Here is a 13,167-nt window from a genome sequence, read left to right as displayed (position 1 = left end):
TTTCTATACTGTCCAAATAACCAAACACGGAGTGCGATCCGATATGGCGACTTATAGGCAACTGACCGTGCAGCTCGAGAAGCTGCAGCAAAAGATCGACAAGGAACGCGAAAAGGCGATCAGCGATGCGATTGCCGATATCAAGGCAAAAATCGCGGAATACGACATCACGCCCGAAGAGCTCGGTTTTCGCAGTGCTGCCACGGCCGTCAAACCGAAGAAGCCGCTCCCGCCCAAATACCTGAACGCGAAGACGGGCGACACCTGGAGCGGCCGTGGCCGCGCGCCCGCCTGGCTCGGCAAGAACCGCAACCGCTTCCTGATCAAGGATTGATTCCCGAAAAGTCTCACCTTTGACGGTTTCTCCAACGGCGTGAATCGACAGCCTGTCGTTCGCGCCGTTTTGTTTTTCCGGTTTCATGCGCGTGTGAAACAATTCGGAAATTATGTTTCCCGAAAGCGATTTAGCGTAACGCCGTGTAGATTGCCGGTTAAATACCCATAATGACCGGCGATTCCGGTCTTTTTGCGCACCGGCGCCGCGCGCAGGCATGTTGCGCCGGGCTTGCGGCCAGCCGCCATTCGGCGCCGTGCGGAACACGCCTTGCGGCCGCTCCCGAACTTCCTCACCTTCGCTCCCGAACGTTCTCACCCAGCCTCCCGTATCGGCTCACCTTTGCGTGACGGACGACCGCGTTGCTTCCGCTGCTGCGTCGTGCGATCGGGAAACATCGTGACGTGGATCGGCGCGCCGCGACAGTCGGCCGTTCGGCATATAGGCAGCCCCGGGGCCTTCGCCTATGCTACGGCTCACTGTCGCATCCCACGCGGCAATCCAGAGGAGGAGGCGCCGTGACCGTTCGCAATCTCGATGCGTTGTTCCAGCCGAAGTCGGTGGCCGTGGTGGGCGCGTCGCGCCGTGAGGGCAGCATTGGCGCGATCGTCTGGCGCCGCGTGCTCGATGGCGACTTCGGCGGGCCGGTGTGGCCCGTCAACCCGAAGTACGACGAACTGAGCGACCTGCGCGTGTATGCCCGCGTCTCGCAGTTGCCGGCCGCGCCGTCGATGGCGGTGATCTGCACGCCGCCCGCCACCTGGCCCGGCATCGTCAAGCAACTCGGCGCGCTGGGTGCGCGCGGCGCGATTCTGGTCGGCGAGGCGCGCACGGCGGGCGAGCGTACCTCGGTCGAGCGTGCGCTCGAGGCGGCCAAGCCTTACTTGCTGCGCATCGTCGGCCCCGGCAGCCTCGGCATCGTCACGCCGCGCCTGAATGCGCATTTCGGCGCACCGGCCTACCGCGTCCATGCGGGTGGCGTGGCCTGGGTGTCGCAGTCGAACGCGCTGACCAACGCCGCGCTCGGCTGGGCGCATGCGCGCGGGCTCGGGTTCTCGCATGCGGTTGCGCTGGGCGACGAGGCCGACGTCGATGCGGGCGATGTGCTCGATTACCTCGCGAGCGATCCGTCCACGAAGGCGATCCTGCTCGAACTCGACAGCGTGAAATCGGCGCGCAAGTTCATGTCGGCGGCGCGCGCGGCCGCACGCAACAAGCCAGTGCTCGCTTTGCGTACCGGCCGGGCGGATCCGGGCGACGCGCTCTACACGGCCGCGTTTCAACGCGCTGGCATGGTGCGCGTGGAGGCGCTCGACGATCTGCTCGACGAGATCGAAACGCTCGGCGTCGGCCGCATCCCCACCAGCAACGCGGCCACCGTGATCACGAGCGATGCGGGCGTGGCGAAGCTCGCCGTGGATGCGCTCGGCGCGGCGGGCGACCTGCGGCTCGCGCCGTGGTCGCCCGCCGCCACGGCCGCGCTGTCAGCCGCGATGCCGATGCCGCGCGGGATCGAGGCGGGCAACCCGCTGCTGCTCGGCGACGATGCGCGGCCCGAGGCGTTTGGCGCGGCGGTGCGCGCGCTCGGTGCCCAGCCCCATGCCGGCACGCTGTTCGTTGTGCATGCAACGTCCCACAGTGCGCCGGTCAATTCGGTGGCGCGCGAGCTGATCGAAGCGCAGCGCAAGGCGCCGCACGGCATCGTCGCGTGCTTTTTCGGCGGCGTGGATGCCGCCGTGCGCGATGCGCTGCATACCAACGGCATTCCCGTGCACACCACGCCGCAACGGCTGGCGCGCGCCTATGCGCGCCTCGTCGATTACCGGCTCGGCCGCGAATTGCTGATGCAGACGCCGGAAGGCTCTCCGCCCGAAACACCGGCTTCGGTCGTGCAGGCTCAGGAGGAGGCGCGCGAGGCCGCCGCGCGCGGCCCCGTCGAGTCGAGCGGCGAGCCGGCGGCGAACTGGCTCGCGCATTTCGGCCTGCGAGCCGCGCGCGGCGATGCACCCGATACCGATTCGCCCATCGTGACGGTTGGGGTGGAGATGATGGACGACCAGAACTTCGGCCCGGTGTTCCGCTATTCGGTGCCGTCGGCCGATGGCGCGTCCTCGCCGTTCGTCGTGTATGCATTGCCGCCGTTCAACACGGTGCTCGCGCGCGCGGTGGTGCGCCGTTCTCCGCACGCGCAGCGGGCCGCGCCGGAGCCGCTGCTCGAGGCCTTGATGGCGTTGTCGCAGGCGGTGTGCGAGGTGCGGGAGCTGGTCGGGCTGTCGCTGGCGTTACGCGTGCTGCCGCAGCGCATCGAAATTGACGATGTGCGTTTGCGGTTTGCCACCGGGCGCGGGCGGCTGGCGATCATGCCGTATCCGCGCCGGCTGGAGCAGCGCGTCGACTGGCGCGGCACCACCATGACGGTGCGGCCGATCCGCCCCGAGGACGAGGCTGCGCACACGGCGCTGCTCGGCGCGATGACGCCCGACGATCTGCGCATGCGCTTCTTCGGTTCGATCCGCAGCTTCGATCACTCGCAGGTCGCGCGCATGACGCAGATCGACTACGACCGCGAGATGGCGCTGATCGCCACGGCCGACGTGGCGGGCGGGCAGCGGCAAACGCTCGGCGTGGTGCGCGCCGTGGCCGATCCGGACAACGAAACGGCCGAATTCGCGATCGCGATTCGGCCCGATCAGAAGGGCAACGGCCTGGGCCGCTTGCTGATGGCCCAGATCATCGATTACGCGCGCTCGCGCGGCACGCAGTGGCTGATCGGCGAAGCGCTGCGCGAGAACGGCGCAATGATCGGCCTGGCGCGCGCGGCGGGGTTCACGGTGTCGTCGAGCGAGGAGCCGGGGGTCGTTGCGTTCCGGATGAAGCTGCAAGACTGAACGCGTGAAGGAAAACGCAGAGGGTGAGGAGGTTCGGGAGGCGAAAGGTGAGGTTTTGCGGGAGGTGATGGGCGCCGGGGCCACGCAGTAGCGACGGGTGGCGCAATCTGCGCTCCGCACAGCCGCCGGCGCAGGCGGGCGAGAAGCCCGCGCTGCACGCGACGCTGTACGCGATTTACGCGGCCAGCTTGGCGGCGGCGTCGTCGATCAGTGCACGCGACAGGGCGAGCTCTTCGAGCAGCGGCTCCGTGTAGACCGCGCCGGTTTCGCGTTCGAGGCGGGCGATTGTCAGTGCCGAACGCGCCGTGTCCTTCGGCATTGCGATGAAGCGCTTCACCGATTCGCCGCCGGTGAAGGCGTCGAACAGGGCGGCGCGCACGTCGTCGGGCAGCGTCTTGGTCCACTGGTAGGGCTTGCCGTTGAACGTGATCGACGGCGGCAGCACGCGTTCCTTCTTGCTGGCCGAGATCAGGCCGTAGGTGCGGGCCGCGTCGCCGATCTGTTCGGGCGAGAACAGTTCGTCGGGCGAGATATCGAATTGGGCGATGTACGACTCGATCGCCTGCATGGCGGCGGCCCGGTCGTCGCGCTTTTTCTGCGCGCGGGCAACGATGTCGCGCAGTTCATCCGCCTCTTCGGGCGTGATCGTGAAGCTTGCCTGCTTCTGCTGAAGTTCGGAGAAACGCTGGAATTCGAGATCGGTCAGAAGTTTGGCCATGAGGGTCATCGTGAGCGCGCCGCTCGGAAAGCGGGCGTCGTTTGCGGAAGGGGCCGCCATTTTAGCGTCGTGTGGCGATGCGATCCAGCGCGCGGTTGCCGTCGCCGGTTCGCGCGCCGCTGCCGGAGCGCTGTGGCCGGGCGCCGGCGGCCCCCCCGCGGCGTGCGCGCCGTTCTGTCGCATGGGGGATTCCCCTGCGGCCCGCTTCGATGCTTCGCCTCCGGGGGAACGGCGCCCCGTCGGTCTCAGGCCGCCTGCAGGTCGCTCATCGACAGCCCGCCCGCAGTGCGGCGCAGCAGCTCGGTCACCTCGTCGAGCGACGGGCCGCCGGTTACGTCGATCCGCTGCACGTAGGGGCAGGTCAGTACGGCGATGGCCTGGCCGGACGGCCCGAGCACCGGGAACGCCAGATCGGTCACGCCGTAGGCGCGGCGCGATTCCTGGCACAGGCAGCCGTCGGCGCGCAGGGCTGCGGCGGTGGCTTCGAATGCGGCGGCGTCGAACGGCGCCGCGCCGGCCAGCCTCGCGTGCTCGCTGGCCATGTGCTCGCGCTGGCCTGGGGTCTGGAATGCCAGCATCAATTGCCCGCAGGCGGTGTCGGCCAGGCCGAGACGCGAGCCGAGGCGCACCGAGATGCCCCACGCGCCCGGGTCGTCCACCTGCGCGATCACGAGCAGGCTGCCGCGATCGTAGACGGACAGGTGGCAGGACTGGCCTGCCGTGTCGGCGAAGCGCTGCATCAGCGGCAGCGCTTCGTCGATCAGGCGGTTCATCGGTGGATGGCGGTGCGCGAGCGCGAACAGCTTCAGGCTCAGCGTGTAACGGTCGCCGCCCGACGAGCGCGTGACGTACTGGCGTGCCACCAGGCGTTCGAGCATCCGGTAGATCTCGCTCGCGTTGCGGCTCAGTTGCTTGGTGATCTCGGTGCGGGTCAGGCCTTCTTTCTGCTCCGCGAGCAATTCGAGGATGTCGAGTCCCTTGTCGAGCGCGGGGGCGCGGTATCGCTCGACTTCCTCGAGGTTGCAGGGGGTGACGGCGGGTTTCGCGAAAGAAGCGGGTGTGATCGGCATGGTGATTCGTCGTTGCATGGCCGGGCGACCGCGCGCCGATGAGGCGGCGAGGGCGCCCGGCCGGGGCTTACAGGAATTCGGTCGGCGCGGCGCGTCTGGCAGTGAACGCGCGGTGCCGCCACCGGGCGAACGCCCGGCGCAGTTGCATCGATGAGGCTGTTTATCGCAGCGCAGTAAACGAAAAGGAATAGATCGTAAGCATGATATCGCCCGGTTGGCGAGTGAATTAAATGATGGGGTTCGATCCGAATGACGGCGATCCGTCGCAAGGCCCGTCGCGTCGTGGTCATGCCGCCGAGCGGGCGTTGTCAAGCTGTTGTCGCATGGCAACATTCGATGCGATCGAGACCCGATAACCGTCATATTTCACTAAACATTGCGTCATCGGGCGTCTGTTTATCGCGAGCTGGTGCGTTGTCGGATGCGTCGTTCCGGCGGCGGTGCGGGCTTGACGCCGGTGCGCTGTCGCTCCCATTCCCTTGGCCGCTCCGGGCCGGTTTCGGAAAGATGCGGCAACACGCCGAATTACGCCGAAGCACGCCGAAACATGCGCCATCGGTGAATGCGCCGCAGCCCGCTCGAGTCACGCATGCATCCAGAAGCCGTCGCGCTCGATCCAGATAGTTGCTTGCGCACTCAACGAATTCCGCGCGGTTTATCGATCGCCTCTGGCGGGCGCCTCGCCGCCCCGGATTCGATTCGCCGCCGGCGGCCTTTTCAGCGTCCGCTGATTTATTACGGAGCCGGAGAACCACCTGGTAAAAATGATTGGTTCCGTATTCAAAAAGCCACATCGAAACCGGGTTGCACCTCGATTAGCTCAACCCCATAAATTCCCCGGAAATTGCCGCTGGGATTGACTCGGAAAGGCTTTCCGGAAGGCTGCCCGGCATCTGTAGGCACGATGCGGGGTGCGATCCTCGTTGCGTTTCCCGACCCCGTATTCATTTCAATGAATCGGGAATGCAAATGCATAAATTATTCCGGGTAAGTAAGCGGTCTTTCGTGACGTTTCAGATAGTTGTTTCGTGCGAATCTCGATTTGCGTCGCGGTTTGCCCGAATGGCGGGCGCATCGCAAGACGTCTTTTCCACGAAATGCTACGGAGCTCACCATGGATCGCGTTCATCCCTCCCTTCTCGCCACCGGTTCGTTGCTTGCCGACCCGATCATCCCGCCCGTCGATTTGCCGCTGCGCAGCGAACGCCTGCCGTTTACGATCCGCGCCGTCTACGACGAAGCGGATCTCGAGCGCGTGGTGGCCATGCGTCGTGCCGCCTATGGACGTCACACGCCGGAATTCGCCGAAACGATGGCGGTCGAGGCGATCGATCGCCGTCACGACACCGTCGTGCTGCTGGCCGAATCGCGGCTCGATCGCGAGCCGGTCGGCACCATGCGGATTCAGACCAACGCGCAGGGGCCGCTGCCGCTTCAATCGTCGGTGGCGCTGCCCGATTGGCTGACCGATTGCCGGCTCGCCGAGGCAACCCGGCTGGCGGTGCGCGGCGGCATGATCGGCCGCGCGGTGAAGGTCGCGCTGTGCAAGGCGCTGTTCGCGTACTGCCGCGAAGCGGCGATCGATTGGATGGTGATCACCGCGCGCGCGCCGCTCGATCGCGACTACCAGTCGATGCTGTTCGACGACGTGTTCGGCGCGAACGAGTTCTTCCCGATGGCGCACGTCGGCGGCATGCCGCACCGGGTGCTGGCCAAGCCGGTTGCGGCGGCGCAGCGCCGCTGGGCGGAAGTACAGCATCCTCTGTATGGCTACGTGTTCGAGACGCATCATCCGGATATCGACGTGACGCCGCGCCGGGCCTGATGCACGGGCCGGGCGGCAGGGTGTTGCGATGACCGGTGCGCCCGGCCTGCGGGCCGGGCGCATAGGCCGCTTTCGACCATCATCCTTCACATTTAAAGGCAGCCATTTGCATGAAGGCCGATTAGAATCGGGAACGTTTCGGGGTGCGACAGGAGGAGAGGGGTTATGCGGTTGTCCGAGTGGGTTTCAGGATTCAGACAGCTGGCGAGCGGGCGATTTTTCGACCGCGGCTTCGACCTGTTCTCCATCTATCTGGTACCCGCGCTGCTTGCCGTTTCCACTGCGCTGTTCTTCTCGGTGTCGCCGTCGAGCAACGTGGCGATCGACACCGTTCCGCTCGACTTTCACGCCTATATCGATCGCACCGGCCAGGCCTCGGCGGCCGACGCCGCGCGCGAACTGAACGCCGCGCCGCTCACGCTCCGCTTCGGCACCCATCTTTCCGAGCATCCGGTCTGGATGCGGCTCGACAGCCAGCCGGCCGCCGCGCAACCGGATACCCACGATTACGTCGCGTTCGCGTCGCGGCACGCCAAATCGCTGTCGTGCTGGAACGCCGAAACGCTCGCGCCGCTCGGCCGCGCCGACCGCCTTGGGACGCAAGGCGCGATGCAGACGGCCGCCGCCGGCTTCGCGCTGCGCCTCGACGCGGCCAACGAACACGCGGCCATTCTCTGCCGCGGCTTCTACAGCGGCCCGGCCTACGTCACGGCGAGCCGCCTGACCGGGCGTGCGCTGTCGGCCACGCGCCTGCAGTTCGAGCGCAACGCCTCGCTGATCTGCGGCGGGTTGCTGATGCTGGCGATCTTCATCTTCGTCACGGCCGTGATCAACCGCGAGTGGACCTACGTGGTGTTCGCGGTGTGGCTGGTCGGCAACCAGCGCCTGGCCGCCAACGCGCTCGGCTTCGACAACATCTGGCTCGACCACGCGATCCCGCCCGGCTGGATCGATTTCGTTCGGCAACTGACGTTCTCGGTGTACTACATCGTGACGGTCTCGCTGTTCGGGCGGCTGTTCCGCCGCGAGATCGGCCAGGTATCGCTGCTATGGCTGCTGAAGATCGTCCAGGTGGGCGGCGGCGTGCTGCTCGCGCTGGCCCTGGTGTTGCCGTACCGGCTGTATATCCCCGCGCTGTGGGCATTGGCCGGCGCCGGCATGCTGCTGCTGCTGTTCGTGCTCGCGCGGATGCTGCTGCGCGCCCGCACGCGCACCGTGATCTGGTACGTGGCCTCGCTGTCGGTGGTGCTGTTCTCGATCCTGTCCGAAGTGTTCGCGGCGGCGCTCGGCACGCGCATGCTGTTCGGCGTGCTGAACCCGGTCGCCACGTCGCTGGCGTCGAGCATGATGGCGGCGTTCGCGATCGCCGAGCAGATGCGCGCCGATCGCGCCCGCCGCCAGCAAACCGAAACCGAGCTGCGCAACACCTACGAGCTGACGCCGATCGGCCTGTTCACGCTCGATCGCGACGGCCGCTTCGCGCGCGCGAACCCGGCGCTGCTCGCGATGCTCGGCCTCGATCGCGATAATTACCGCCAGCGTCTCTGGACCGACTTCTTCGACGCGGGCTCGTGGACCCAACTGCGCGCGCTGGCCATGCAAGGCGGCGCGAGCGCGATCGAAATCAACGGCACGCAAGGCGCCCCCACCTCGAACCACCGCTATTCGCTGCGTGCGATCTTCTCCGAGAGCGCCTACGAGGGCTCGCTGGAAGAGGTGACCGAGCGCGCCGAGGCCGTCGCGCGGCTGCATTACCTGGCCGAGCACGATTCGCTGACGCGCGCGCTGAACCGCCGCGGCATCGAGCATGTGCTGGAAGGCCTGCTGTCGGCGCGCACGCCGTGGTCGGTGGCTTATGTCGACCTCGACCGCTTCAAGCTGATCAACGACATGTTCGGCCACGCGTCGGGCGACGAGGTGCTGCGCCAGCTCGTGGTGCGCATGAAATCCTGTCTCGACGGGCGCGGCGTGATCGGCCGGATCGGCGGCGACGAGTTCGTCTGCGTGTTCGCCAACACCAGCGTCGACGAGGCCGCCGCGCTGTGCCGCCGCCTCGAAAGCGCGATCAGCGCGTTGCCCTATCCGATCGGCAGCCGCGCGTTCCGCGTGCGCGCCTCGATCGGCGTGGTCGAATGCCTGCCGAACATGTCGGTGCAGGACGTGGTCGCGCACGCCGATCTCGCCTGCCGCGAATCGAAGCGCGACGGCAACGGCAAGGTGATCGTCTACCGCAGCGACGCGCTCGACGTCGAGCGCCGTTCGCGCGACATCGCGCTGATCGGCACGCTCAAGGAGGACACCATCCCCGACGGGCTGCTGCTGGCCATGCAGCCGATCGTGTCGGTCTCGCACGCGAGCGAGGCGCTCGATTTCGAGGTGCTGCTGCGGCTGCGCCGCGAGGACGGCGCGATTATCAGCGCAGTCGATTTCATCGACGCGTTCGAGCGCTCCGGCACGATCGGCGCGATCGATCTGTGGGTGCTGTCGATGGTGCTCGACTGGATCGAGACGAACCAGCACACGCTGGTCAAGACGCGCTTCATCTGCGTGAACCTGAGCGGCGCGTCGCTGAACGACGAGCGCGTGGTGGCCGAAATCTTCCGGCGGCTCGAGGCGCACGCGGAGATCGTCCATTTCCTGTGCCTGGAGATCACCGAAACGGTGGCGCTGCACGACCTCAAGACGAGCCAGCATTTCATCGCGCGCGCGCACGACATGGGCATCCGCATCGCGCTCGACGATTTCGGCGCGGGCCACACCTCGTTCAAATACCTGAAGGCGCTGTCGGCCGATGCGCTGAAGATCGACGGCGAATTCGTGAAGACCATGTGCGAGCACCCGGCCGACATCGCGATCGTCGAATCGATCGTCAACCTGGCCAAGAACCTCGGCATGCGCACCATCGCCGAATGGGTGGAGGACGTGAAGACCTTCGAGGCGCTGCGCTCGATCGGCGTGGATTACGTGCAGGGCTACGCGGTGGGCCGGCCGGCCGCGCCCGAGCAGATCCTCGCGGCCGGGTCCGGCCTCGATTTCGTGCAGCTCGAGGCGATCCGGCGCGCGCTGGCCGAGCCGGCGCATGCGGGCTCGGGCGGCGGCGCATCGTTCGAGGAAGGCTGAGCCGGAGCGGCGCGGCGGACCGGGCGGGAAAGCGGCGGAGAAGGTGGCAGGAAGAGCGGCGCGCGACACCGGCCCGATGCGAGGAGAGGAGGAGACCCGCAATCGAAACCGGCGCGCGCCGCAAGCCGTGAACAACGAGAAATACAAGCACCGCTACGACAAACCGGGGCCGGCGGACCGGCCCGGTTTTACATCACATCGCTATCGGGATCAGAAGTCGGTCGTCATCGACAGCCAGATCGAACGCGGTTCGCCTTGGGTCAGGTAACCGCCGCTCGATGCCGCCGCCCAGTACGACTTGTTCGCCACGTTGCGCACCGTGATGCGGAACGTCGTGTCCTTCTTGAACAGTTGCGTCTTGTAGCGCGCGCCGAGGTCGAAGCGGTTCCACGACGGGATCGACATCGTGTTGGCCGAGTCGACGTATTCCGAGCTGGTGTGGATCCAGCGCGCGGTCAGCGTCGCGCCCTGCAGCATCGGCAGGTCGTATTCGACGTTCGCGGTGAACGTGAACTTCGGCACGCCGATCGGACGGTTGCCGTCGTTGGTGCCGCCGGCCGTGTCCTGCAGCGTGGCGTTCAGGTAGCTGGCGCCGCCGATCAGGCGCAGGCCCTTCATCGGTTCGCCGTTGACCGAGAATTCCACGCCGCGGTGACGTTCCGTGCCGTTCGCCGCGAAGATCCCGGTCGTCAGGTCCGTGTTCGCCATCGGCTTTTCGATCTGGAACAGCGCGAACGCTGCGCCGAAGCTGCCCGCATCGTACTTGGTGCCGACTTCATACTGCTTCGAGCGGTACGGGGCAAGCACTTCGCCGAAGTTGCGCGCGTTCTGCGGCGCGGCATCGCCGGCCGTCAGCGCTTCGGTGCGGTTGGCATAGATCGACCAGTCGTTGGTCGGCTTGAACACGATGCCGAACACCGGCGACGTGACCGACTTGTTGTACACGCTGCTGACCGTGCCCGTGTAGCCGTAGTTCGTGGTGGCGATCGCCTGGGTGCGGGCGCCGAGCGTGAACAGCACGCGATCGTTCAGGAAGCCGAGCGTGTCCGACACGGCGATGGAGCGCGTCCAGGTCATGGCCGTGGTTTCCGGATCCGACAGGTTGCCGCCCGAGCCGACCGTGGCCGGATACGGCACGGCCGCCGGGTTGACCAGCGACGACGAGAACGAATTCGCGAACGTGTAGGCCGATTGCGAGTTCAGGCGCGTGTAGGCCGCGCCGAGCGACACCATGTGCGAAACGGGGCCGGTCGTGAAGCGGCCGCGCACGCCGGCTTCGGCCGATTGCGCGTCTTCCTGGTGCGGCACGCCGAGGCGGCTCATCGTGACCGCGCCGGTGGCGGCGTTGTAGGTCGGCGACGTGTATTCGCCGTGCTCGTCGGTGTGACGCGCGCCGCCTGCCACGTAGGCCGTCCAGCCCGGGGCGAAATCGTATTCGGCGCGCAGTTGGCCGACCGTGTCTTCCAGATCGCTGAACGCCCACGGCTGCGAGTAGTTGCCGGTGGCCGACGGCGGCGAGGGCAGTGCGCCCGTGCCGCTGATGTAGACCACGTTGCGGCCTTCGTCGTCGCGCACGCGCTGGTGCAGGAAGTCGGCGTACAGGCGCAGCTTGTCGCCGCGATAGTCGAGCGCGAGCGCTTGCGTGCTGGCGCGGTGGTGAGCGTCGTCGATGTCCGTCGAGCCGCCGCTGACCGCCTGGTTGGCGCGAATGCCGAATTGGCCCGTGCTGCCGAATCGGCGGCCGATATCGATGTGTTCGCCGACCTGGCCGCCGGTGCTGCCGTCGAGCGTGACACGCGTGAGCGGCTTGTCGTCGGCGCGCTTGAGCTGGATGTTGATGCCGCCGCCCACCGCCGAACCGGTCGGCGAGGCGCCGCTCAGGAACGCGTTGGCGCCCTTCAGCACGTCGATGCGTTCAACCGCGTCGGTGGCCACGAGCTGACGCGGCGTGACGCCGTACAGGCCGTTCATCGAAATATCGTCGCCGGACAGCGTGAAGCCGCGGATCACGAACGTCTGCGAGAAGTTGCCGTAACCGAACGCGGTGCGCACGGCCGGATCGTTGTCGAGCACGTCCGCCAGCGTGCGCGCCTGCTGATCTTCGATCAGCTTCGACGTGTAGGTCGTCATGCTGAACGGCACGTTGATGTTGCGCTGCTTGCCGAGCACGCCGTAATCCGCGCCGCGCGCCACCTGGCCGCCGCCGAACGTCGGCGAGAGGTCACCCGGCAGTTCCTCGACCTTGCCCTTGACGGCGACGGTCGGCAGCGAGGCGGTGGCGCTCGCGGCGGACGTGCTGGCCGGGGTGGCGGGTGCGGCAGTGGCGGTTTGCGCCGAAGCGGCGGCAGGGAAGGCGCAGGCTGCCGCGAGCGACAGGCAGGCCAGGGAAATCGGCGAGAGAGCCCACGAGGGCGAACGGTTGCTGGATGACATAGGACGCACTAACGGATTGATGAAATCTCCGTCCCAGGGCGTCGTTCGGAATCCGGGCGGGCCGGCCGTTCCGTCAATCGGTCCTGCGAGTCTGGACGAAGCGGGACGGCACTTTTATTGAGCCGCGACTATAAATTAAATGCGAATCATTGTCATCTTTAAAGTAATTCTCATGTAGGTATGTAACAACAGCGCGGGCCAACGGCTGCGGGGAAAACGTGTGAAAGCCCCGCTGGGCAAGGGTTTTGCCGGTCGGGTAGTGAGGCGATGTGACGCGCCGGGCGGCCCGGCGCGCCGTCAGCGGCGGCGTTTCGGCGGCGTGGCACCCGATCCAGTACCCGGTTCGGGGCGCGATCCGGGGCCGGATGCGGTGTTCGATGCGGCGGCCAGCTTGCGCCACAGCGTCGTCTTGCTGATGCCGAGCACGGCGCAGGCGCGCTCGCGGTCGCCGCCGCAGGCGTCGAGCACGGCGCGGATTTCGTCCGCCTCGACGCGGCGGCGGCGTTCGTGGAGCGTCGGGGCGGCGTTGGTTGGCGCGGCGAGCGTGTCCGTATCGGCCATCTCGCCCGGCGCGAACAGCTCCGGCGCGATCGCGCGCAACGCATCGGGCGGCAACGCCAGGCCATCGCCGCCGCCGTCGTCTTCGGCCAGTTCCACGGCGATCCGCTCGATCACGTTCTGCAACTCGCGCACGTTGCCCGGCCAGCGGTGGCGCGCGAGCGTGCTCACCACCGGCGCGACGATGCGCGCCGCGTCCGCGGCGTCCCGCACGCGCGCGG

General features: G+C 67.1%; 8 protein-coding genes. 4 read left to right on the top strand and 4 right to left on the bottom strand.

Translation table 11 applies throughout. The features are described 5' to 3' along the window. The first annotated feature begins 43 nt into the window (after positions 1 to 43). Positions 44 to 334 (top strand): H-NS histone family protein, encoded by a 291-nt coding sequence (locus G3N92_RS12655; protein ID WP_206127867.1) that lies wholly within the window; start codon positions 44 to 46, stop codon positions 332 to 334. A gap of 518 nt (positions 335 to 852) precedes the next feature. Next, the gene (locus G3N92_RS12650) at positions 853 to 3,222 is read left to right on the top strand and encodes a GNAT family N-acetyltransferase (RefSeq protein WP_206127866.1); all 2,370 of its coding nucleotides are present in this window, start codon (positions 853 to 855) and stop codon (positions 3,220 to 3,222) included. Between the two features lie 175 nt (positions 3,223 to 3,397). Here the strand turns inward: G3N92_RS12650 and G3N92_RS12645 are convergent, their stop codons facing one another. Both G3N92_RS12645 and G3N92_RS12640 read right to left on the bottom strand, forming a co-directional pair. Next, the gene (locus G3N92_RS12645; protein WP_206127865.1) at positions 3,398 to 3,949 is read right to left on the bottom strand and encodes a hypothetical protein; all 552 of its coding nucleotides are present in this window, start codon (positions 3,947 to 3,949) and stop codon (positions 3,398 to 3,400) included. Between the two features lie 236 nt (positions 3,950 to 4,185). After that, a complete protein-coding gene (locus tag G3N92_RS12640) occupies positions 4,186 to 5,010 on the bottom strand; it encodes an IclR family transcriptional regulator (RefSeq protein WP_206127864.1) in 825 nt (274 codons plus the stop codon). 1,114 nt (positions 5,011 to 6,124) lie between these two features. Here G3N92_RS12640 and G3N92_RS12635 point away from each other — a divergent pair. Beyond that, positions 6,125 to 6,835, top strand: a complete 711-nt coding sequence (locus tag G3N92_RS12635) for a hypothetical protein (RefSeq protein ID WP_206127863.1) — start codon at positions 6,125 to 6,127, stop codon at positions 6,833 to 6,835. 165 nt (positions 6,836 to 7,000) lie between these two features. After that, positions 7,001 to 9,955: an EAL domain-containing protein gene (locus tag G3N92_RS12630; protein ID WP_206127862.1), complete on the top strand. Its 2,955-nt coding sequence runs from the start codon at positions 7,001 to 7,003 to the stop codon at positions 9,953 to 9,955. Positions 9,956 to 10,165: 210 nt separating this feature from the next. Here G3N92_RS12630 and G3N92_RS12625 read toward each other — a convergent pair whose 3' ends face one another. Both G3N92_RS12625 and G3N92_RS12620 read right to left on the bottom strand, forming a co-directional pair. Beyond that, positions 10,166 to 12,388 (bottom strand): TonB-dependent siderophore receptor, encoded by a 2,223-nt coding sequence (locus G3N92_RS12625; RefSeq protein ID WP_206127861.1) that lies wholly within the window; start codon positions 12,386 to 12,388, stop codon positions 10,166 to 10,168. A gap of 297 nt (positions 12,389 to 12,685) precedes the next feature. Then, positions 12,686 to 13,167, bottom strand: a 482-nt coding sequence (locus G3N92_RS12620) for a helix-turn-helix domain-containing protein (protein WP_277396161.1), incomplete at its 5' end; no start/stop codon positions are given.

It is taken from the genome of Burkholderia sp. Ac-20379 (assembly GCF_017104645.1).
Taxonomy (GTDB): domain Bacteria; phylum Pseudomonadota; class Gammaproteobacteria; order Burkholderiales; family Burkholderiaceae; genus Burkholderia.
Note: the sequence above shows the minus strand (reverse complement) of the source record. Positions and strands in the feature narration are given on the sequence as shown.

Excerpts from the sequence above, each read along its gene's own strand:
- G3N92_RS12625 (WP_206127861.1), bottom strand. The coding sequence starts at position 12,388 with ATGTCATCCAGCAACCGTTCGCCCTCGTGGGCTCTCTCGCCGATTTCC.
- G3N92_RS12645 (WP_206127865.1), bottom strand. The coding sequence starts at position 3,949 with ATGACCCTCATGGCCAAACTTCTGACCGATCTCGAATTCCAGCGTTTC.
- G3N92_RS12640 (WP_206127864.1), bottom strand. The coding sequence starts at position 5,010 with ATGCCGATCACACCCGCTTCTTTCGCGAAACCCGCCGTCACCCCCTGC.
- G3N92_RS12635 (WP_206127863.1), top strand. The coding sequence starts at position 6,125 with ATGGATCGCGTTCATCCCTCCCTTCTCGCCACCGGTTCGTTGCTTGCC.
- G3N92_RS12655 (WP_206127867.1), top strand. The coding sequence starts at position 44 with ATGGCGACTTATAGGCAACTGACCGTGCAGCTCGAGAAGCTGCAGCAA.
- G3N92_RS12630 (WP_206127862.1), top strand. The coding sequence starts at position 7,001 with ATGCGGTTGTCCGAGTGGGTTTCAGGATTCAGACAGCTGGCGAGCGGG.